The 19,556-nt window shown below is 66.3% G+C and carries 14 protein-coding genes; 5 read left to right on the forward strand and 9 right to left on the reverse strand.

Going from position 1 to position 19,556, the window contains the following annotated elements; all coding sequences use genetic code 11:
* Positions 1-25: 25 nt before the first annotated feature.
* Positions 26-1,318, forward strand: a complete 1,293-nt coding sequence (locus tag ROJ8625_RS07380; RefSeq protein WP_085791220.1) for a PQQ-dependent sugar dehydrogenase — start codon at positions 26-28, stop codon at positions 1,316-1,318.
* Positions 1,319-1,369: 51 nt separating this feature from the next.
* On the opposite strand, the gene ROJ8625_RS07385 is transcribed toward ROJ8625_RS07380, so the two are convergent.
* Positions 1,370-2,161 (reverse strand): SH3 domain-containing protein, encoded by a 792-nt coding sequence (locus tag ROJ8625_RS07385; RefSeq protein WP_159456736.1) that lies wholly within the window; start codon positions 2,159-2,161, stop codon positions 1,370-1,372.
* Positions 2,162-2,377: 216 nt separating this feature from the next.
* On the opposite strand from ROJ8625_RS07385, the gene ROJ8625_RS07390 reads away from it, so the two are divergent.
* Together ROJ8625_RS07390 and ROJ8625_RS07395 are read left to right on the forward strand one after the other, a co-directional pair.
* The gene (locus ROJ8625_RS07390) at positions 2,378-5,668 is read left to right on the forward strand and encodes an adenylate/guanylate cyclase domain-containing protein (RefSeq protein WP_085791222.1); all 3,291 of its coding nucleotides are present in this window, start codon (positions 2,378-2,380) and stop codon (positions 5,666-5,668) included.
* A 95-nt stretch (positions 5,669-5,763) separates the two neighbouring features.
* Positions 5,764-6,891 (forward strand): ligand-gated ion channel, encoded by a 1,128-nt coding sequence (locus ROJ8625_RS07395; protein WP_085791223.1) that lies wholly within the window; start codon positions 5,764-5,766, stop codon positions 6,889-6,891.
* Positions 6,892-6,898: 7 nt separating this feature from the next.
* On the opposite strand, the gene ROJ8625_RS07400 is transcribed toward ROJ8625_RS07395, so the two are convergent.
* Complete coding sequence (locus tag ROJ8625_RS07400) at positions 6,899-10,498, reverse strand: flavoprotein (RefSeq protein WP_085791224.1); 3,600 nt, start codon at positions 10,496-10,498, stop codon at positions 6,899-6,901.
* A 301-nt stretch (positions 10,499-10,799) separates the two neighbouring features.
* Here ROJ8625_RS07400 and ROJ8625_RS07405 point away from each other — a divergent pair, with 301 nt between their 5' ends.
* Positions 10,800-11,513 (forward strand): Crp/Fnr family transcriptional regulator, encoded by a 714-nt coding sequence (locus ROJ8625_RS07405; RefSeq protein ID WP_159456737.1) that lies wholly within the window; start codon positions 10,800-10,802, stop codon positions 11,511-11,513.
* A 17-nt stretch (positions 11,514-11,530) separates the two neighbouring features.
* Here the strand turns inward: ROJ8625_RS07405 and ROJ8625_RS07410 are convergent, their stop codons facing one another.
* On the reverse strand, positions 11,531-12,181 hold the full coding sequence (locus ROJ8625_RS07410) for a Crp/Fnr family transcriptional regulator (protein ID WP_085791226.1): 651 nt from the start codon (positions 12,179-12,181) through the stop codon (positions 11,531-11,533).
* Positions 12,182-12,588: 407 nt separating this feature from the next.
* Here ROJ8625_RS07410 and ROJ8625_RS07415 point away from each other — a divergent pair, with 407 nt between their 5' ends.
* Positions 12,589-13,512, forward strand: a complete 924-nt coding sequence (locus ROJ8625_RS07415; protein ID WP_085791227.1) for an MBL fold metallo-hydrolase — start codon at positions 12,589-12,591, stop codon at positions 13,510-13,512.
* A gap of 7 nt (positions 13,513-13,519) precedes the next feature.
* Here the strand turns inward: ROJ8625_RS07415 and hemA are convergent, their stop codons facing one another.
* The 6 genes from hemA to soxC are packed head-to-tail and all read right to left on the reverse strand — an operon-like array spanning position 13,520 to position 19,465.
* On the reverse strand, positions 13,520-14,749 hold the full coding sequence (gene hemA / locus ROJ8625_RS07420) for a 5-aminolevulinate synthase (protein WP_085791228.1): 1,230 nt from the start codon (positions 14,747-14,749) through the stop codon (positions 13,520-13,522).
* Positions 14,746-15,186: a DUF302 domain-containing protein gene (locus ROJ8625_RS07425; protein WP_085791229.1), complete on the reverse strand. Its 441-nt coding sequence runs from the start codon at positions 15,184-15,186 to the stop codon at positions 14,746-14,748. Before ROJ8625_RS07425 ends, hemA begins: the two co-directional genes overlap by 4 nt.
* A 57-nt stretch (positions 15,187-15,243) precedes the next feature.
* The gene (locus tag ROJ8625_RS07430) at positions 15,244-16,506 is read right to left on the reverse strand and encodes an NAD(P)/FAD-dependent oxidoreductase (RefSeq protein ID WP_085791230.1); all 1,263 of its coding nucleotides are present in this window, start codon (positions 16,504-16,506) and stop codon (positions 15,244-15,246) included.
* 28 nt (positions 16,507-16,534) lie between these two features.
* On the reverse strand, positions 16,535-16,876 hold the full coding sequence (locus ROJ8625_RS07435) for a c-type cytochrome (RefSeq protein WP_085791231.1): 342 nt from the start codon (positions 16,874-16,876) through the stop codon (positions 16,535-16,537).
* A complete protein-coding gene (locus tag ROJ8625_RS07440) occupies positions 16,873-18,225 on the reverse strand; it encodes a c-type cytochrome (protein ID WP_085791232.1) in 1,353 nt (450 codons plus the stop codon). Before ROJ8625_RS07440 ends, ROJ8625_RS07435 begins: the two co-directional genes overlap by 4 nt.
* Positions 18,206-19,465: a sulfite dehydrogenase gene (soxC, locus tag ROJ8625_RS07445; protein WP_085791233.1), complete on the reverse strand. Its 1,260-nt coding sequence runs from the start codon at positions 19,463-19,465 to the stop codon at positions 18,206-18,208. The genes ROJ8625_RS07440 and soxC overlap by 20 nt, the downstream gene beginning before the upstream one ends.
* Between the last annotated feature and the right edge of the window lie 91 nt (positions 19,466-19,556).

The raw sequence follows: 19,556 nt of genomic DNA on the forward strand, positions 1-19,556 counted from the left end.
TCAAGCAAGCTCTTGGGAGGAGACAATGCTTCATTCACCGAAAATCAGATTTGCCAAGCTGGTTCTGCCCGTCGTCGCAGGCGCTGCCCTGACGGCGACGTCGGCGCTCGCGCAGACCGGCATGAACACGACGAGCCTCGAGCACGAGGTCGTACTCGACGGTCTGGAGAACCCGTGGGACATGGCGTTCCTCGACGACGGGACGATGTTTTTCACCGAGAAATGCAAGGGCCTGTCGGTCCGCATGCCCGACGGCACGGTGAACGCCCTGCTCGGCATGGAAGGCAGCGAGGGCTATCCCAGCACCGAGGACGACCTGTTCTGCGAGGGTCAGGCCGGGATGCAGGGCGTCGCGATCGATCCGAGCTTTGGCGACAACCGGCGCATCTATGTCTACTCGACCTCGAACATGTCGGATCCCCATACGAACCGGCTGATGCGGCTCGTCGTGAACGAGGATTTCACCGAGGTGTCGGACCGGACCGACATCGTCGATGACGTGCCCTACAAGATGGAAGCCTCCGACCACCCGTTCGGCGGGCCCGGCGCGCATAACGGCGGCCGCGTGCGCTTCGGCCCGGATGGCGCGCTCTGGCTCACGACCGGTGACAACCACAACGAAGAGATCCCGCAAAGCCCGACGATGATGGGCTCCAAGGTGCTTCGCATGGACACCGACGGGAACGCGCATCCCGAAAACAGCCCGCCGGAGGATTTCGATCCCCGCACCTACACCTACGGGCACCGGAACGTGCAGGGCATCGCCTTTCATCCCGACACCGGCACGCCGATCACGGCAGAGCACGGCCCGTGGCACTCCGACGAGATCACGGTGCTCGCCAACGGCGGTAATGCCGGCTGGGATCCGCGCGACAACATGGCCGGGCGCGGCGACTGCCCGGACGGCTATTGCGGGTACATGCCGAACCAGAACGAGGGCATGAACCGCTACGAGCGCGCGGCATTCATGCCTATGACCGATTTCGAGACCTATCCCGACGCGATGCCGCCGGTCTGGACCAACAATGGATGGTCGCAGGGCACATCCTCGGCCGCGTTCCTCGAAGGCGAGGAATGGGGCGACTGGAACGGCGCCATGGTCGTGGGCATCATGGGCATCGGCTTCGGCGGCACGCCGATCGGTCAGCGGATCGACGTCATCGAGTTCAACGACGAGGGCACCGAGGTGGTCGACGTCACCGAGATGACTCTGCCGATGGAGTCCGGCCGCTTCCGGTCCGTGGTGCTCGGGCCTGACGGCAGCCTCTACACCGCAGTCGACGAGGGCATGATCCACAAGCTCACACCGGGCAGCTGAGCCCGTTTCGATGCGCCGCCCGTTCCGGGGCGGCGCATCCCACCCGCGGGATCAACGGCCCACGATCAAGCCGGCAGGCACTTCGAACCGCTGATCGTCGACCCGAACATGGTAAACACCGCCGTCCAGGTGCCAGTCCGTGTCGGTTCCGACGCCGGACATGGTGGCATTGCCGCGCAGGAACAGGCCGTGCTGGAAGTGGAGGACACGGCGAAAGCCGTTCGCGAAATTCGCGATGAGTGTTGCGTCCCCGCCGGAACTTCGTGCGACCTCGGCCCGGCAGGTGCCCATCGTTTCGCCCACCTCCTGAGCGCAGGCGATGTCGTCTGCCGCATCGAAGTCGCCACGCCGGGCGCGCCGGGGGCTGTCATCGACTCCGACTGCGACAACGCCGTCCGGCCCGGCGATCGGCGCGAGGTCGTCGGCCGGCACAAAGCCGCGTTGGCCACCGGTCAGGCGCGCAACCTCGCACCACATGCCGCTGGCCAAGCGACTGCACCCGAAATTGGCGAGGACAACCCCGCGCTCGACGACGCCCACGATCTTGTGCACCGGCCCTGCGTCAGCCCGGATCTCCGACGGGGCCTCCGTCGCGACGATCCAACGGCGCAGCCCGCCCTCCTCCGGAGCGGCGAAAGCGGATCGATCCGACGCATCGATCGGCGCGGGTGCGTCTTGGGCCATGGCGGCCGCGCCCCACCAGAGCCCGACCGCCGCCAATCCGGACCGCAGGATCGCACGCCGTTGGCGCGCGCCCAGCCGCGTCGACCTCGAAGGCTCATACCAATTCGTTCGCGCACGACACATGCGCGGCATGCTGCACGACGCGGCCAGAGCAGACAACGCAGACAAGTCCGGGTGTCGCGACACGACGCGGCGATCACGGAGGTCCGACGGTCGCCTTTCGTTGTCGCACGAGGCCCCAATGTCAGAGAGCCGAGGCCGAACAGCGTCAGAGTGTCCCGCACCCGTTCAGATTGTCTTTTCAGGGCAGGCCATGTCCGTTTAGGTTTTTGTCTGCATTCCTGAAAGCATATTGGCGAAAGCGGGTTTCAACGAATGTCGGACGGCGTCGAGAGATGGCTGGCGGAGCGCGATCTCGCGGAATACGCGCCGGTGTTTGCCGAGAACAGGATCGATCTCGACATCCTGCCGCACCTCGCGCTCGAAGACCTAAAGGACATGGGCATCACTGCGGTCGGCGACCGTCGTCGCATCATGCGCGCGATCGAGGCGTTGCAAGGCGACGCGGACGCCACCCGCGAGCGGCCGGCCCCTGCGCCGGAGCCTGCGCCGCAGCCGATGGCCGCAAAGCGGCAGGTCACCGTCATGTTCGTCGATCTTTCGGGGTTCACCCGGATGACCAGCGGTCTCGACGTCGAGGAAACTCACGCGGTCCTCAACCGGTTCTTTGCCGCGGCCGACAGCATCATCGAAAGATACGGCGGCACGATCGACAAGCATATCGGTGACGCCGTGATGGCGGTGTTCGGCCGCGAGGTTTCGAGCACCAACGATACCGAGAGGGCGGCGCGCGCCGCGCTCGATATCCATGCGACGATGCCGTCGCTCGATCCACCGATGCGATGCCATATCGGGATCGCGTCCGGGCAAGTTATCGCGAGCGCCACGGGCAGCGACGTGCACACCGAAAGCACGGTCCTCGGGGATGGCGTCAACCTCGCCGCCCGGATCACGGATCAGGCGACGGCCGGTGAGACGCTTGTTTCCGACGACATCCACCTCGCCCTCGGCACGCAGTTCGGCGGGGAGGATCGCGGCGAGGTCGCGCTGGCCGGGATCCGGACGCCGCAGCGGCTCTGGTGCCTGACCGAGATCGCGTCTTACGGGACGGCGCCCAAGCACGCCTTCATCGGTCGCACGCGCGAGATGTCGCTGCTGCGCGCGGCCTGCGAACGCTGCCGTGAACACAACACCGGAGAGGTTCACGTCGTGTTGGGCGAGCCCGGCATCGGCAAGACCCACCTTGCCGAAGAGGTCGCGGCCGCGGCACACGACATGGGCTTTGCCGTTCACCGCGCCGCGGTGCTCGATTTCGGCGCCCTCGAAGGGCAATCCGCCCTCCAGAGCCTCGTGCGGAGCCTCCTCGGCGTTCAGCTGGCCGACGACGCCGGCACCGTCAGTGCGACCGCCGACCGGGCCGAGGCGTCCGGCTGGATCGCCGCTGCCAGCCGCGTGCACCTCAATGCCCTGCTCGAACTCGAGCAGGACGCCGGCATCGCCGAGGTCTATGCCAACATGGACAACGCCGCCCGGCAGCGCGGGCGCCGCGCGCTGATCGAGGAACTGATCCTTGCGCGCAGCGCCGCGGCGCCGCTCCTCATGCAGATCGAGGACATCCACTGGGCGACGCCGGAGATCCTGTCCGCGTTCGCGCATGTCGCGGCGTCGATCCGGGATCTGCCCTGCCTGCTCCTTATGACGAGCCGCATCGACGGCGATCCGCTCGACCTCGAGTGGCAGGCGCAGACCTTCGGCACCTACCTTGCCAAGATCGAGTTGTCGGGGCTGTCGGAAGAGCAATGCCGGCAACTGACGAAGTCGATCCTCGACGCCGGCGACGAAGATGTGGGTCTCTTCATCGAACGCGCCGGCGGCAATCCCCTGTTTCTCGAACAGCTCTGGCGCAGCCGCGCTTCGATGGCGGACGACGAACTGCCGGGCAGCATCCAGGGTATCGTGCAATCGCGTCTCGACGCGATCGCCCCCGCGGCGCGCCGCACGATCCAGGCGGCCTCGGTCCTCGGGCAGCGGCTGTCGCCCGAGGCGCTGTCCCACCTTTTGGACCCAGAAGAGCCCGATCTGGTCGCGCTGACACGCTCCGGCCTCATGCGCGACAGAGGGTCGTATCTTGCCTTTGCGCACGCACTGATCCGCGACGGATCCTACAACAGCCTGTTTCGGACCGAGCGGAACGCGCTGCACGCGCGCGCGGCTGTATGGTTCGCCGATCACGACGCGACGCTGCGTGCCCAGCATCTGGACCGGGCGGGATCGCCCGAGGCGCCGGCGGCCTACCTCGATGCAGCCGCGAGCCTGATCCGCGCCTACCAGTTCGAAGCCGCGGAGCCTCTCCTGAAGCGCGCGCTCGCCCTCGATGTGACGCCCGAGGTTCGGGTCGACCTGCTCTGCATGCTCGGAGAAACGATCCGGTTGCAGGGTCGACCGCTCGAGGCGCTCGAGCAATGCGACGCCGCGGCCGACCAGGCGGAGACCGATGCGCAACTCTGCCGTATCCACCTCGAACGCGCCCAGTCGGCACGCGAGACCAGCCGCTACCAGGAGGCACTGGACAGTCTCGGGATTGCCGAAGGCGCGGCGCGGCGAAGTGGCGACGACACGAGTCTGGCTCGGGTGTTCTACATCCGCGGCAACATCTATTTTCCACTCGGCCGGTTCGACGAGGCGCTGGCCAGCAACGAGAAGGCCTTGGAGGTCGCACGCGCGCTCGGCTCCGTAAGGCTCGAAGTCGGGGCGCTGAGCGGTTTCGGGGACGCGTATTTCATGAACGGCGCGATGAAGACGGCCGCCGGCTACTACAGTCAGGCGGTGGAGCGTGCCCGGCCAGACGGGCTCGTCCGCGACGTGGCGGCGAACCTGCATAATCTGAGCGTGGCCCGGACCTACAGCGGCGACGTGCGGCAGGGTCGCACAGACGGCATCGAGGCGGTCGAGATTTCCCGGACGTACTTCGCGCTGGTGCCCGAATGCGTGTCGCAGACATGCCTGGGCGTCGCGCTCACGCTGCTCGACGAGATCGATGACGCGCTGGAAGCCTTTGGCCAATCGGCGGAGGTTGGACGCCGAGTCGGGGCCAAGCGGCTGGAGGCGCAGGCACTCGAACATCTGGCGCGCACTCAGGTCTATGCAGGTCAGTTCGACAGCGCGCGACGCACCGGCCGCGACGCCGTCGAGATGGCATTGGCGCACGGCCCCAATTTCGTGGGTCCGAAATCGCTGTCCGCCCTGGCCCTCGCGCTAGACGATCCGGCCGAACAGGACACGCTGTTGGCGCAAGGGGTCGAGATCATTGCGAAAGGCTGCGTCGGGCACAACCACCTGCATTTCTATCCCGATGCCTGCGCGGTCATGATCGCGCGCGCCGAGTGGGACCGCGCGATGGCCTACGCGGACGCGCTCGAGGCGATAAGCGGGAAGGAACGGCTGCCGCTCGTGGACCTGACGCTGCGCGAGGTCCGGCTGATCGTCGAATGCGGTCGGCAGCACCAGCCGGTCGCGGACACGGACGCGGCTGCTGCACTGCGCCGGGACTTCGTACAGCTGGGGATCCGGCGCAGCCTGCTGGGCGGCACCGATTTCGCCGGCTGATGCGGGCGGGTCCGGGCATTCGGCCGGAAGAGCCGACGGCACGGGCCGCACTGGGATGACGTACGAGATGCGCAAACGGGGAGCCAGGGGACGGGATGAGTGCAGAAAGTAAGATCTGGATCGTAAGCGGACTGGTATCCGCCGTGCTCGCCTGGATCCTGTTCACGCTGTGGTCGATCATGAACCAGTTCGAGGGCGATCCGACACAGCTGGCCGGGCCCGATGCGGTTCACGCCTATTTCGACGAGATGAACGTGGCGCCCGCCTTCGAGATCGCGACCGGCGTCTACGTGCAGTCGCTCGAATTCGAGGGCGCGACGGACGTTCGTGCCAGCGGCTACATCTGGCAATTCTACCAAGACGGCGTCCACGACGAGGTCAAGCCGCCCCCGGGTGAGGCCGGTTTCATCCTTCCCGAACGGGTGAATGCCGGCGACGGGGTGATCGAGGAGGCCTACCGCCTGCGCAGGAGCGACGGCGAGCTTATCGGCTGGTACTTCGAACAGACCTTGCGGCAGAGCTTTGACTACACCGCGTATCCCTTTGATCACAAAACGGTCTGGATCCGGATGTGGCCCAACTCCTACGGCCGGCAGGTTGTCCTCACGCCCGACTTCGACGCCTACCCGGCCACGGGCGCGGAGGACATCTTCGGCATCGACGAGCGCATCGTTCTCGGCACGTGGGAGCGGGAGAACACCTATTTCGACTACAAGCCATCGGATCTGAACACGAGCCTCGGCCTCGATCGCTCGCCGATGCAGGCGGGCTTTCCGGAACTGCACTACAACGTCGTGGTCAAACGCAAGTTCGGCAACGCCTTCATCGTGCACATGGTGCCGCTCTTCGTTGTCGCGACGTTGCTCTTCGGCGCGCTCATGACCGTCACGCGAAAGGAAGACCTCGCCGCGCGGCACGATTTCAGCACGTCCACGGTGATCGAGACCGCCTCGGTGCTGTTCTTCGTCGTGCTGCTGGCGCACGTGCAGCTGAGGGAGTCCATTGCCGGTTCCGAGGTGATCTACATGGAGTACTTCTATTTCCTCATGTACTTCCTGCTGCTCGGCGTTTCGGTGAACACGTACTGGTTCGTGTCCGACATGCTGCCGTGGGCGCGGGTCATCCATTACCGCGACAACCTGATCCCGAAGGCCGCGTTCTGGCCGGCGGTCCTCGCGGCGATGATCGCGATCACGCTCTACAACATGGCGATCCTGATATGACGCCGCCTCACTCGGCGTGCTCGAAGCCCGGCTTGAGCGAACCTTGTGCCATTTCGAGCGTGTAGACCGACACTGTCTCGGCCGCCCCCTGCTCCAGCGCGGCGAGCGGCGAGGCAGGATCCGCGATGACGTACGCGTAGGCGTGCTCGACCCGGTCATTGACGACCACCGCGATCTTCTTGCGGACATAGACGTTGTCGGCTGCCGCGCGACCATTGTAGCCCTCGAGCGCATCGAGTGTGCGCAGGCCAGATGCCGTCACGCAGTACACTTCGCCCTCGACCGGCGCGCCGCGGCCCTTCAGATCCACCAGCGTCGCCATCCGATGCAGGTACGGACACTTCCGGTTGTCGCAGGCGGCCTCCTTCTGAACGATCAACGGCATGGCCTGTCGGGTCCGTGCTGCGCCGACGAACTGGCCCAGCGCGTCGGCATGTGCCTCATGGTTCGGAAATCCGCGCTTGAGCGAGCCGTAGGTGAAATAGAGATACGTGGGCTCGTCCTGCGGAGCGTCCGGCGGGCCGGGCTCCGGCTCCGGCGCGGTCTCGATCCGTGCGCCGGCTTGCGCGGCCCACGTCTTCAACCGGTCGCGGATCGGCTCGGGCACGTTCGGATCCTGCGCATACCCCAGGCAGGGGCGCGCATCGATGCCCTCGGCACCGAGAAGGATATCCACCATCTCGGTCGAGCCGTTGGAAATCGCGACGTGCAAGGCGGTGAAACCCATGTCGTTCGTCGCGTTGACGTTGATGCCGCGCGCGATCAAGTCGCGCGACACCTCGAGATCCGGAACGCCGCGGGCGATTCCGTGCTCCGTCATCTCGCCCTCGCCGCCGGCGGCGAAATGCAACAGCGTGTCCCCGGTCAGCTCGTCGATGACATCGATGCCCACCACGCCCTCGTCGATCGTTCTGAAGATCCGCCGCCATTGGGCGTATTCGTCCGACGCGGCGGCATCGCGGGCCCAGGCGATCACCCGGCTGTCCTGATCGTCGAGCTGGTCGAACGCCTGGTCCAGCGCCATCATGATCTGGTCGGGCGTCGCCATCATGCCGATGCCCTGCGTCCCGTTCGACAGCGTGCCGGCGCGCGGCCCCACCAGATCCACACCCAGCTTCTTCAGGGCTGCGACGTTGTCCTGGGTGGTGATGTTGTTCCACATGTGCGTGTTGCACGCTGGGCAAAGCAGAGCCGGCTTGCGCTGGTACTGCCACGCCACGAACACCGAAGAGATCAGGTTGTCGGCGAGTCCGCCGGCGATCTTGGCCATCGTGTTGCAGGTCACAGGCGCGACCACGACGCAATCCGCCCAGTCGCAAAGCGCCAGGTGCGACGCCCGCAACGGCATCCCGTATTCGATGTAGTGGAAGTTCCACTCGTGATCGTCTCGGTAGATGTCGTTGGGGCTGATCCGCGCGAGGATGCGCCCGGCCCCGTGATCCTTGAAGAACTTCTCCGCCGCGACGGAGGGAACGAGCTTCACGTTGTGCCCGGCATCGGTGATCCGTTCCACCAGCTCCGGGATCTTGTCGGCGGCCGACGACCCGCAGGCCGCGAGAAGCACGTTGCGCTTGCCGTCCGGCCGCTCGGTCAGTCCGCCTTTCGGATAGCCGAAGATGTTGCGGTCGAGACTCGGCGACTCGTGCCGCAGAAGGACCGGAAGCCCGGCCTCGTGGATTCGCGCCTGCAGGCTGCCATCCATGACCATGCCGACGATGTCCTCGCGCCCGCCGAGGCACTCGCCGTTGAAGAACAGGTAGGGCACGGAGTCCTGACCGGTCATCGCAACCAGCTGACGGCGCATCTTGACGGCACGGGCCTCGCCTCCCGACACGTCGATCGCGGACACCTCGGTCACACCGATGTTGTCGAGGATGTTGCGCAGCATGTTCGACCACGGATCCTCGTCGTCGTAGAACAGCACGATCGGCCTGTTTTCCACGAGGTCCGGAGCATCGTCCGGAACGCCGACCGGCGCGCTTTCCTTGAGCACCAGCATCCCCGGATTTCGCAGGTCGCGCAGCCCGCGGAAGATCTGCGCCCGCGGCGCCTGCCAGACCTGCGAGGTGGCCGGGCTCATGTCGACGAGCGTGACCGTGTCCTCGTCCGCGTCGTAATCGATGCACAGGCACCAGAACTCTTCCAAGAGCGCGGTTTCGCGATAGGCGCTGTCGGGCGCCTTGATCGCATCGAAGCCGAGCACCCGGTTGAGGTCGATGTTGATCATCAAGTGGCAGCCGTCCTGGTCCGCGACCTCGTGCAGCTGGGCGGTGAACCAGTCGTCGGGAGACAGATCGCGCTGCGCCTCGTCCCGTTCCGAATACCCGCGGAATTCGCTTCTGAGGTGCTTGTGCGCGGCCTGCGCCAGATACATCTGCGCGATGCGGTCCATCTCGCGCGCGTCTGCGGCCCGGCTAAGCGCCTCGCTGTAGCCGGCCGTCGAGAACAGAAGGAGCTTGTCCTCGTCGACATCGGTGTCGCCGAGAATGGCCAGGCTTTCGGACAGGACACCGAGACTGTTCAGGTTGGGGCTCGATCGGCGAAAAAGGTTGCGCTTGTTGCGGCGCCCTGCAGCCAGATAGCGCGTCGTGTCGACGTATCGGCAGGGCTGCTTGAGGCACTGCAGCCGCGTGGTCACCGCGTTGCGTGCCGAGAAGCGCAACAGCCCGCGCGAGCGCATCGAGGTCCCGTCGCGGTCGGACATCGCGGCGTAAAGCCGATCGACCGTCGTCACCCACAGCTTGCCGTACTTTTCCGGATGAACGTCGATCATGTGGATGAGGCCGGTGCTCGGGTTGCACTTGGCGATGATCGCGAAATGTCCGCCGGGCATCGTCGCCTTGCCGTGGGCCATCCCGACCTGGAAGTTCGCGACAAGAATGTCGTTGTCCCCACCGAGGCGGTTCGATTCATCGATCGCCTCGAGCAGCTTTTCGGTCGAGGTCGTCGCCTGATCCATGAAGTAGGCCTGCACCTGAACGGTTTCCCGCAGGCCCTGCTTGTGGATGAAGGTGCATGCCACGTCGAAGAGCTCGGCCAGGGAGATGCCGTCGTTGACGACGAAACTCGCGGGCAACTGGCACTCGCGAAAGATGTCGTTCACCTCGCAGGTGAAGCCGAGCGCCGACATGCTCAACGCGGCGGCCGTCACGCTGCAGCAGTTGATCGGCTGCTGAAAGTTCTGCATGTGAACCGCGACGAGATCCCCGAACAGGACCGAGAACACCGCCGCGCGCACGTCGTCAGGCAGTTCGAACCACTCCGCGCTCGACAGGTACGCGAGCCGCGTCCCGGACCGCGCACGCGCCTGCATCGTGACCGGGATGTTGAAGATTTCGAGGTGCTCTTCGTAGAAGAAATCGCCCGCATCCGCGGTGGCGAGCGTCGCTTCGCCCTGCAGCAGCTCCACCGCGCCGTCGAGGACCACGTACATACCCTTCGGTGCGAGGATGGCCTCGCCCGTCGCCTCGATCACCTGCAGGCGGGGCTTGATCGCCGCGGCGTCGAGCGGCCCCGCCTCCGCCTCGAATGCGGACAGGACAACCTCGAGATCCTGCTCCGACAGGGCATCGGAACTCGAGACTTGGATCGGTTCATTCGATGTCATGACGGAAACTCCTGCAATACCCGAACACCCCACGGATCGGCGGCCGACAACCGCGGCGACACGCCAACGCTAGTTGCAATAGCGCGCTTCGGGCAACCTTTAGGGGCATCGCGCGGCGTTCCGTCCCGGGGCCGTCACCGAGTGCCGATGGACCTTCGGTCGCATTCGGGATCCCTGCCGCCGCCTTGCATCGGACCGCGCTCGCATGCAGGACTCGCATAACTCAGACAGTGTGGTTCGCAGGTCCAGGTCATTCGGTCCCGGTCGCGAGGCACAGCCCGCGGCCCAATCACGATCGCGAATGACACAGACGCTTTCTCCCTTTGCCGCCGATATCCTCGGAATCGTCGGGGCGGTCATCTACCTCGGCGCCTATGCAGCGCTGCAACTCGGCCTGATCCGGGGGAACGGATATCTCTATGCCTCGCTGAACCTTGTGGCGGCCGGTTTCGTCCTGGCGGGAATGTCGCACCGGTTCTATCCGGCGGCCGCAATCATTCAGGTCGTTATCATCGCGATCAGCGTCATCGGCATGGCCCGGCTCTTGATCCTGTCGCGCGCTATCCGGTTCAGTCCCGAAGAACAGCAGATGCACGCGGCGAAGTTTCCCGAGTTGTCACGGATCGCGGCCCGGCGCCTGTTCGACTCCGGTCTCTGGCTCGATGCCGAGGCCGGCACCACCCTCATGCGCGAGGGCGAAACGCACGGCGTCCTGATCTACCTCGCGTCTGGTGCAGCCGACATCTATTCCGCCGGAAAACACGTCGGCACCGTGGAAGACGGGAATTTCCTGGGCGAAATGACTGTTCTGCAGAACGAGCCTGCCACCGCGACGGTGGTGCTGGCGCGGGACGCCGATTACTTCCGGATCGAGGGAGCCAAGCTGAGGCGCCTCGGCGCGCGAGATCCGGAGGTTCGGGTGCAGATCGAGAACGCGCTGAGCCGCGACACGCGCCTCAAGCTCGTGAGCGCCAATTCCCGCCTCGGCCGGGGCAGTCCGGTCGATCCGTCCTGAGGCCGGCGCCCGATCGCCTAATCCGGCGCGCGGCCCGGGGCTGACGGAGCTTCGGTGAAGCCGTCGTAAAGCTCGGGTCGACGCCTGCTGCCCTCGATCAGGCGACGCGCAATCGTTTTCAGTATATACATGCCGAAGACCGGGCTCTGGTGATAGAGGCGCGCGAATGCCTGTTCGTCGATCACCAGGATCCGGCAATCGCCCTGGCAAATTGCCGATGTGGTCCGCTGTCGCGCATTCGAGAAATACGCCATTTCGCCGAAGAGTTCGCCCTTCCCGAGACGGACGTCGATCTCGGGCAGCGAGACCTGCCCGGCCTCGATGTAATATACCCGATCCGGCGCATCGCCACGGGTGAAAAGGACCGACCCGTCGGTGTGCGTTTCTGCCCGCATCAGCGGACCCAGGACCTCGATCGGATCACCTGTGCGACGCATGCGTTCGAGCCGCCGTTTCTGGACGAGGATCTGGGAGAGTCTGAAGATGTTCAGCGGCAAAAGCAGGGCGTGCAGAACAAGGGTCGGATAGATCTCGGCGAGCACACCGAAACCGACAAAGAACAGGTTCGCCGCGATGTTGATGATGCGAAGCGGCAGCATCGTCCGCATGGAGCTGGCCGAAAGCGTCAATACCGCCGCGACCCAGCCCAGGATTTCCGCCTCAATCATCGATGCAGCCTCGCATGTCGATCATCCCGATACATGGGATATCCGGGCGAGCAGAACGTGACCGGGTGCGGTCATGCAAGTCCCCAGTGCCGCTGTTCCGCGTCTTCGCCGGAATTGGCACGCGGTCGACGGCAGGATCTTCACTTCGGATTGCGCGATGACCGGCACCGGAATTTTCGGGTCCTATCGCCCGTGGCGGGGCCCGCTATCGAGCATCGGCCGCACGGGGATCCACGCACGGTGCCAAAGCCCTTGGAGATTCATTTTCAAGTGCTTTATCGACCGCGATCAAGGCCTTGATCCTTGCGGTTTCGGCCCGATCACCCAACACTGCGAAGACAGATACCGGGCCGGACCGCACGATCCGACCGAGGTCGCGAGATCAGACACACAGGGACGTATCGAACATGGTCGCCATTCATCGAAGACTCGTCTGCAAATGGCTCATGGCGGCCGGTGGTGCGTCGGCCCTGACCACGCTTGCCACCAAGACGATCGCCGAGGTCGAACTCGGTCAAGGCGTCCTGCAGACGGTCTCGGACGGCCACCTGGTCCTCCCGGAAAGCTTCGTGATCGGAGATCTTCCGGCAGACGAAGCCCGCGAGATCGTCGAGACCGCCGGGCTGGCGACCGACGGCGGCTACCGTGCGCCGTGCAACCTCGCGCTGTGGCGCACCTCGGACGCGACAGTGCTGTTCGATGCCGGGTCAGGCTCCGGGTTCATGCCGAGCGCGGGAGAGTTGCTGGCAAATCTGGACGCAGTCGGCGTCGCGCCGGGTGACGTGACCCACGTGATCTTCACCCACGGACACCCGGATCATTTCTGGGGCGTTCTAGACGATTTCGACGAACCGCTCTTTGCCAATGCCCGGCACGTCATGTCGGACACCGAAGTCGCCTACTGGTCGGACCCGGCCACCCTCGACGCGTTGGGAGAGGCGCGCCAGAGCTTTGCGGTCGGCGCGGCGCGGCGGATCGAACTCCTCGGCGACCGGCTGGAGCGCGTCGCGGACGACGCATCGATCCTGCCCGGCGTACAGTTGGTTCCGTTGCCCGGACATACGGCGGGACACGTGGGCGCACAGGTGACGAACGGGGACGCCTCCGCGCTGGTGGTCGGCGACGCGATCGGGAACGGGCACCTGGCACTTGCTCGCCCCGAGTGGCCGAGCCCGGCCGACCACGACCCCGAGCGCGCGATCGCCACGCGGACCGCCCTGCTCGACCGGCTTGCCGCCAGCGGCGAAACCGTTGTCGGGTTTCACCTGCCGGATGGCGGCCTCGGGTCCATCGCGCGGGACGGCGACGGCTACCTGTTCGAGACCGCGTGATATCCGGTCACTGGGCGGCGCGTGGGAGCCGGGCCAACTGGCACTGTTCCCAGAGCGCGCCCAGCGCGTCGAGCAGAGCCGCCACGTCGGTCTCCGAGTGAACCGGCGACGGCGTGATGCGCAGACGCTCGGTCCCCTTGGGCACGGTGGGATAGTTGATCGGCTGGATGTAGATCCCGTGGTGCGCCATCAGCAGGTCGGAGATATAGCGACACTTCAAAGGGTCACCGACCATGACCGGAACGATGTGAGACGGGTTGTCGACATGCGGGATGCCCAGCCGGTCGAGCCCCGCCCGCACCGTGGCGACCCGAACGGCGTGCGCCTCCCGCTCCGCTGTCGAGGTCTTCAGGTGGCACACGCTGGCCAGCGCTCCGGCCGCCACGGCAGGTGGCAAGGCGGTCGTGAAGATGAACCCGCTGGCAAAGGACCGGACGAAGTCGATCAACGGCGCCGATGCGGCGATATAGCCGCCCATGACGCCGAAGGCCTTGCCGAGCGTGCCCTCGATGATCGTCAGGCGGTCCATGAGGCCCTCCCGCTCGGCGACACCGCCACCGCGTGCACCGTAGAGCCCGACGGCATGGACCTCGTCGAGATAGGTCATCGCGCCGTAGCGCTCGGCGAGATCGCAGATCTCGGCGATCGGGGCGATATCACCGTCCATCGAGTAGACACTCTCGAACGCGATGAGCTTCGGGGTTTCGTCGGGCAGCGCGGACAGCTGACGCTCCAGATCGGAAAGATCGTTGTGCGCCCAGATCCGCTTTTCGGCGCCCGAGTGGCGGATCCCCTCGATCATGCTGGCGTGGTTGAGCGCGTCCGACAGGATCACGAGACCGGGGATGCGCGCGCCGAGCGTACCGAGCGCGGACCAGTTCGCGACGTAGCCGCTCGTGAACAGCAGGGCCGCCGCCTTGCCGTGCAGTTCCGCCAGTTCGGCCTCGAGCGCGACATGCGCGTGCGTGGTGCCGGAGATGTTGCGCGTACCGCCGGCCCCTGCCCCCGCGGTGTCGAGCGCGTCTCGCATCGCCGCGAGCACGGCAGGATGCTGGCCCATGCCGAGGTAGTCGTTCGAGCACCAGACGGTGACCTCGCGGTCGCCCTGCCCGCCCTCGTGGTGCGCCCGCGGAAACGCGCCGCAACGGCGTTCCAGGTCGGCAAAGCGGCGGTAGTTCCCCTCGTCCTTCAGGGCAGTCAGGGCGGCGTCGAAGAAGGCGTCCGGGGCAAACCTCATGTGCCGCCGGCCTCTGCCACGATCTGCGACAGAAGATCCTCGACCTGCTGCATCGGCCCGTCGGGATAGTCGCGGTGCAGGATCATCACCTCGCCCTCCCGCTCGGCCACGGTGATGCCGTAGGGGCAGTGAACGATGTTCATCGGATCCGCGGCCATCACCTCGCGGCTGACCACGGCGGAGCAGAAGATAAAGATGTCGGCCTCGGTGAACAGCATCTCCTCGCCGCCGACATCCTCGCTCGTGCGGTTGAGCATCTCGCCCACGTGGCTGGTGTAGTCGATGACGAGACCGCGGTTCACGATGGCGTTCTCGACGGCGAAACTCGCGTCTCCGAAACTTCCGTCGAAGGAATATGTGACCGCCTCCTGAGCGGTCGCGGATCCGGCCGCGCAGAGCGCGAGACCGAACGCGGCGGCGATGCAGCGCGTGACCATGCGATTGGCTCCCTTTCTAGGTGACCGCGGGCCGGAAGGCTCCGGCCCGCGACGGCATCAGCCGAACATGTCGGCCGTTATCGCGGCGTACCAGCCGACGCTTTCCTGGTAGGTCTGCGCGCGGGTCGCGTCGTCCTCGCCGGTTTCGCTGATGAACCCGCCGGAGGATGCGATCTTCTCCTCGGTCGCCTCGTAGGACGCGCCGACCTTCACCCCGTCCTCGGGCGCGATGAGCGACCAGCAGGTGTTCGAGAACCGCGCCGGGAACACGCGGCTGTCGGTCAACGCGCCGAGCACCGCATTGGCACAGACCTTGGCCTGGCTGTTGGCGGCATAGCCCGATTTCGGCATGTCGCCCTGGGCCGCCGCATCGCCGAGAATGTGAATCTCGGGATCCGACTTGGACGACATGTCCGCGGCGTTGACCGGGGCCCAGTCGCCGTCGGTCAGCCCGGCCTCGTGCACGATCCGTCCGGCGCGCTGCGCCGGGATCACGTTGCACACGTCGACGGACTCGACCTGCCCATCGATGTCGACGGTCATCTCGGCCGGGTTCACCGACACGTTCTCGCCGCCGAAATCGGGGCCGATGCGTTCGATCATGCCGCCGTAGTGGCGCTGCCATCCTTCCTCGAACAGCGCCTGCTTCGAGAAGTTGGCCTTCGGATCGACGATCAGGATCTTCGCGGTCGGGTTCACCTCGGTCAGGGCGTGGGCGACCATCGACACGCGCTCGTAGGGTCCGGGCGGGCAGCGGTACGGGTTGGGTGGCGCGACCATCGCGAAGGTGCCGCCCTCGGGCATCGCCAGGATCTGCGCCTTGAGCAACTCGGTCTGCGACCCGCCCTTGTAGGCGTGCGGCATCACGTTTTGCGCCGTTACGTCCCAGCCGGGCACGGCACCGTCCTTGAAATCGATCCCCGGCGACAGGATCAGCCGGTCGTAGGGAACCGACGCGCCCGAGGCGAGCTCGACGGTCTTGGCGTCACGGTCGACACCCACGGCCCAGTCGTGCACGACGTTGATGCCGTATTCCGCGGCCAGCGCCCCGTAGTCGTGGCCGAGGCTCTCCATCTCGCGGAAGCCGCCGATATAGAGGTTCGAGAAGAAGCAGGTGTAATACGTGCGCGTCGGCTCGATCAGGGTCACGTTGACCGCGCCGGCCGAATCCTTGGCGATGTAACGCGCCGCGGTCGCGCCGCCGGCGCCGCCTCCGACGACCACCACCCGGGGGGCTCCCTGCGCCATGACCGTCGGCGCCGCGAGTGCCGCGCTGCTGGCGGCGATGCCGCCCAGCACGCTCCGTCTGTTGAAGTGCATGTCAGTCCTCCCTGGGTGCGCGGGCCCGCTATTCGGCCTCGCTGAAATACTTGGCGAGCGCGGCGATCTCCTCCTCGCCGAGCCGCTTCGCGATCTGCTCCATGACCTGATGCTCGCGTTCGCCGATCCGGTAATCGACCAGCGCGCCCACGATGTAGCTCTCCGGCAGCATGTGGATCTGCGGGATACCACCTTCCGGGTTGGGCGCGTGGCACGCCGTGCACTCGGACGCGAGGTAGGCGCCGTAGTCGCTGTCGGCCTCGATCGCCATGATCTGCGCGACCTCGGGATGGGTCAGATCGTTCGCCGCGTGCGCGGCGCCGGCGAGGGCCAGCGCCGCACTGGCGGGGAAGAGGGCGCGTTGGATCATTCCGTGCCCTCGGCCTCGATATACGCAGTCACCGCGGCGATCTCGTCCGCGCTGCGCAAACCGGCGAACGACATCTTCGTGCCTTGGTAGGTGCCGCGCGGATCCGACAGGAACTCGGCCAGATGCGCCTCGGTCCAGACCACGCCCTCCGCGGCGGCATCCGCGAACACGCCGGAATAGCTGTACCCATCGAGACCGCCCACAGTCCGGCCGATCAGGCCATTGAGTTGCGGACCCACGCGGTTCGCCGCGCCGTCGCCGACCTGGTGGCAGGCCTGGCACTTGCGGAAGACGGCGGCCCCGGCCTCCACGAGGGCCGGGTCGGCCGCGGCGGTCTGTGTTGCCCCGGCATCCGGCGCCTCTGACGCGGCGTCCGCGGTTTCCGCCACCCCGGTCTCGGGCGCGGCGGCTGCTGGCGCGCTGGCGTCCTCTTGGCCGCCACCGTCCATGGCCTCGTCCATCGTCGGAGTTTGCGTCGGGTCGGTGCCCTCGCCCCCGCCCGCATCGGGTGTCACGTCGAGGACGCGGGCCCGCGCGGTGATCTGCACGTCCTCCTTGCAGTTCTCCATGCAGACTTCGCCCGAGAACGCAGTCAGCTCGGTGTCGGGCCGGTCGTCCATGAAGAAGTTGCCGGCGTTCGGCATTTCGACATCCGCGAAGCTGCTCGACGACAGGACAAAGTCGTCCTCCACCAATTCGTTGAGGTAGAGAATGTAGGCGGTGATGGCGTAGACTTCGTCGTCGGAGAGCGTCTGCGCGGCGCCGAACGGCATCGCGCGGTGCACGTAGTCCCAGACCGTCGAGAGGTAGGGCCAGTAGGAGCCGACCGTCTTGACCGGGTCGTCGCTCGTCAGCGTGCCCATGCCGAGCGCGAGCTGCGGCCAGCGGCCCGCGCCTTCGCCAAAGTCGCCGTGGCACGTGGCGCATTGCGCGACGTAGAGTTCTTCGCCGGTCCAGACGTCGCCTTCGCCTTCGGGCAGTCCCTGTCCGTCGGGCCGGATGTCGATGTCCCAGGCCGCGACCTCTTCCTCCAACGCCGCGCGTCCGAGGCCGTAGCCGCCATCGCGCGAAGGCGCCGCGGCCTGGTGACGCGATGCACCATCCGCCGCCTCCATCGCATCCGAACCGTCGGCGACCTTTTCCATGTCCGCGGGCTCGGGAACCGACGGCGCACCATCGGCGGCATCGACCGAGGCGCCGGCCGCGCTTTGGGCGTGGGCCGCGCTCACCCCGAAGCCGACCGCCGGAGTTTCGGCAACGAACTGGTCGGCGAAGACGTATGCGCCGCCCAGCAGGACGGCGATGCCGCCGAAAGTGGGCGCATAGATCTTAAGAGGAGACTTCGACATTCTCGGCGACCCCCTGCTCGTTCACGGCCCAGGTCTGGATGCCGTTGTTGTGGTAGATCGAGTTCTCGCCGCGGACCTCGCGCAGCATGTCCTTTGTCGGTTGAACATACCCGGTGCTGTCATGCGCGCGGCTCTGCAGCAGAAGCGGGCGGCCGTCCCAGTCGAACTCGTAGTAGAAACGGTGCATCGACTTGTCGAAGCTCGGCCCGGACATGCGTGCCCGCGCCCATGTCGCGCCACCGTCGAGCGTGACGTCCACCCGAGGGATCGTGCCGCGGCCCGACCACGCGATCCCCGTGAGGACGGTCGGCCCCGGCCCATGAGTGATGGGCGCTTGCGGGCTGGGATTGGTGATGACGGATTTGGCGTCCATCTCCCACGTGAAGCGACGCGCCTGCCCGTCGGGCAAGAGGTCGGTGTATTTCGATGTCTCCTCGCGGTGGTGCCAGGGCTGATCGCCGATCTCGATCCGGCGCAGCCACTTCACCCACATGTTGCCTTCCCACCCCGGCACCACGAGCCGGACGGGGTAGCCTTGCTCTGGGCGGAGCGCTTCTCCGTTCATCTTGAAGGCGACGAGGCAGTCGTCGAGCGCCTTCTCGAGCGGGATGGACCGCGTCATGGCGGACGCGTCGGCGCCTTCCGGCAGGATCCACTTGCCTGCGGTCTTTATCCCCGCCTCTTCGAGAAGCAGGCGCAGCGGCACGCCGGTATACATCACATTGTGGATCATGCCGTGGGTGAACTGGCAGCCGTTGAGCTGCGCGCCACGCCATTCCATGCCCGAGTTGGCCGCGCATTCGAGAAAGTACGCGTGGTTTTCGCGCGGGAAGCGCTTGAGATCATCCAGCGTGAAGACGAGCGGGGTGTCCACGAGGCCGTTGATCATCAGCCGGTAGGCGCCGGGATCGATCTCCGCGATGCCACCGTGGTGGCGCTCGAAACACAGCCCGTTCGGCGTGATGATCCCGTCCAGCTCGTGCAGCGGCGTGAAGTTGACCGACGAAACCGGGTCCGCGGTCAGCCACGGCACGTCGCGGCGCACCACGTGCGCCTCGTGCTCGGACGGCATGCCGTAGGGCCGCGCATCGACGCCCTCGCCGAGGTATTGCTGCCAGGGTTGCAACTCGGTGATCGCGGGATCGGGCGCGGCCTGGGCGGCCACCCGGCCGCCGACGAGAGCACCCGCCCCGGAGATCGCGGCGCCGCGCAGGAAGCTGCGTCGGGAGGTGTCGGTCATGTCTGGTCATCCTCCGTGTGTCGGGACCGCGCCTGTGCACGGCTTGATTGGTGCGACGCCCGGGCCGAGGTGAATCGCGCGCTGTCCGTTT

This window comes from Roseivivax jejudonensis, from assembly GCF_900172265.1.
Taxonomy (GTDB): Bacteria; Pseudomonadota; Alphaproteobacteria; order Rhodobacterales; family Rhodobacteraceae; genus Roseivivax; species Roseivivax jejudonensis.

What these genes read in the sequence shown, in the direction of transcription:
- ROJ8625_RS07380 (WP_085791220.1), top strand. Translation starts at nt 26, where the DNA reads ATGCTTCATTCACCGAAAATCAGATTTGCCAAGCTGGTTCTGCCCGTC.
- ROJ8625_RS07390 (WP_085791222.1), top strand. Translation starts at nt 2,378, where the DNA reads ATGTCGGACGGCGTCGAGAGATGGCTGGCGGAGCGCGATCTCGCGGAA.
- ROJ8625_RS07395 (WP_085791223.1), top strand. Translation starts at nt 5,764, where the DNA reads ATGAGTGCAGAAAGTAAGATCTGGATCGTAAGCGGACTGGTATCCGCC.
- ROJ8625_RS07400 (WP_085791224.1), bottom strand. Translation starts at nt 10,498, where the DNA reads ATGACATCGAATGAACCGATCCAAGTCTCGAGTTCCGATGCCCTGTCG.
- ROJ8625_RS07405 (WP_159456737.1), top strand. Translation starts at nt 10,800, where the DNA reads ATGACACAGACGCTTTCTCCCTTTGCCGCCGATATCCTCGGAATCGTC.
- ROJ8625_RS07410 (WP_085791226.1), bottom strand. Translation starts at nt 12,181, where the DNA reads ATGATTGAGGCGGAAATCCTGGGCTGGGTCGCGGCGGTATTGACGCTT.
- ROJ8625_RS07415 (WP_085791227.1), top strand. Translation starts at nt 12,589, where the DNA reads ATGGTCGCCATTCATCGAAGACTCGTCTGCAAATGGCTCATGGCGGCC.
- hemA (WP_085791228.1), bottom strand. Translation starts at nt 14,749, where the DNA reads ATGAGGTTTGCCCCGGACGCCTTCTTCGACGCCGCCCTGACTGCCCTG.
- ROJ8625_RS07425 (WP_085791229.1), bottom strand. Translation starts at nt 15,186, where the DNA reads ATGGTCACGCGCTGCATCGCCGCCGCGTTCGGTCTCGCGCTCTGCGCG.
- ROJ8625_RS07430 (WP_085791230.1), bottom strand. Translation starts at nt 16,506, where the DNA reads ATGCACTTCAACAGACGGAGCGTGCTGGGCGGCATCGCCGCCAGCAGC.
- ROJ8625_RS07435 (WP_085791231.1), bottom strand. Translation starts at nt 16,876, where the DNA reads ATGATCCAACGCGCCCTCTTCCCCGCCAGTGCGGCGCTGGCCCTCGCC.
- ROJ8625_RS07440 (WP_085791232.1), bottom strand. Translation starts at nt 18,225, where the DNA reads ATGTCGAAGTCTCCTCTTAAGATCTATGCGCCCACTTTCGGCGGCATC.
- soxC (WP_085791233.1), bottom strand. Translation starts at nt 19,465, where the DNA reads ATGACCGACACCTCCCGACGCAGCTTCCTGCGCGGCGCCGCGATCTCC.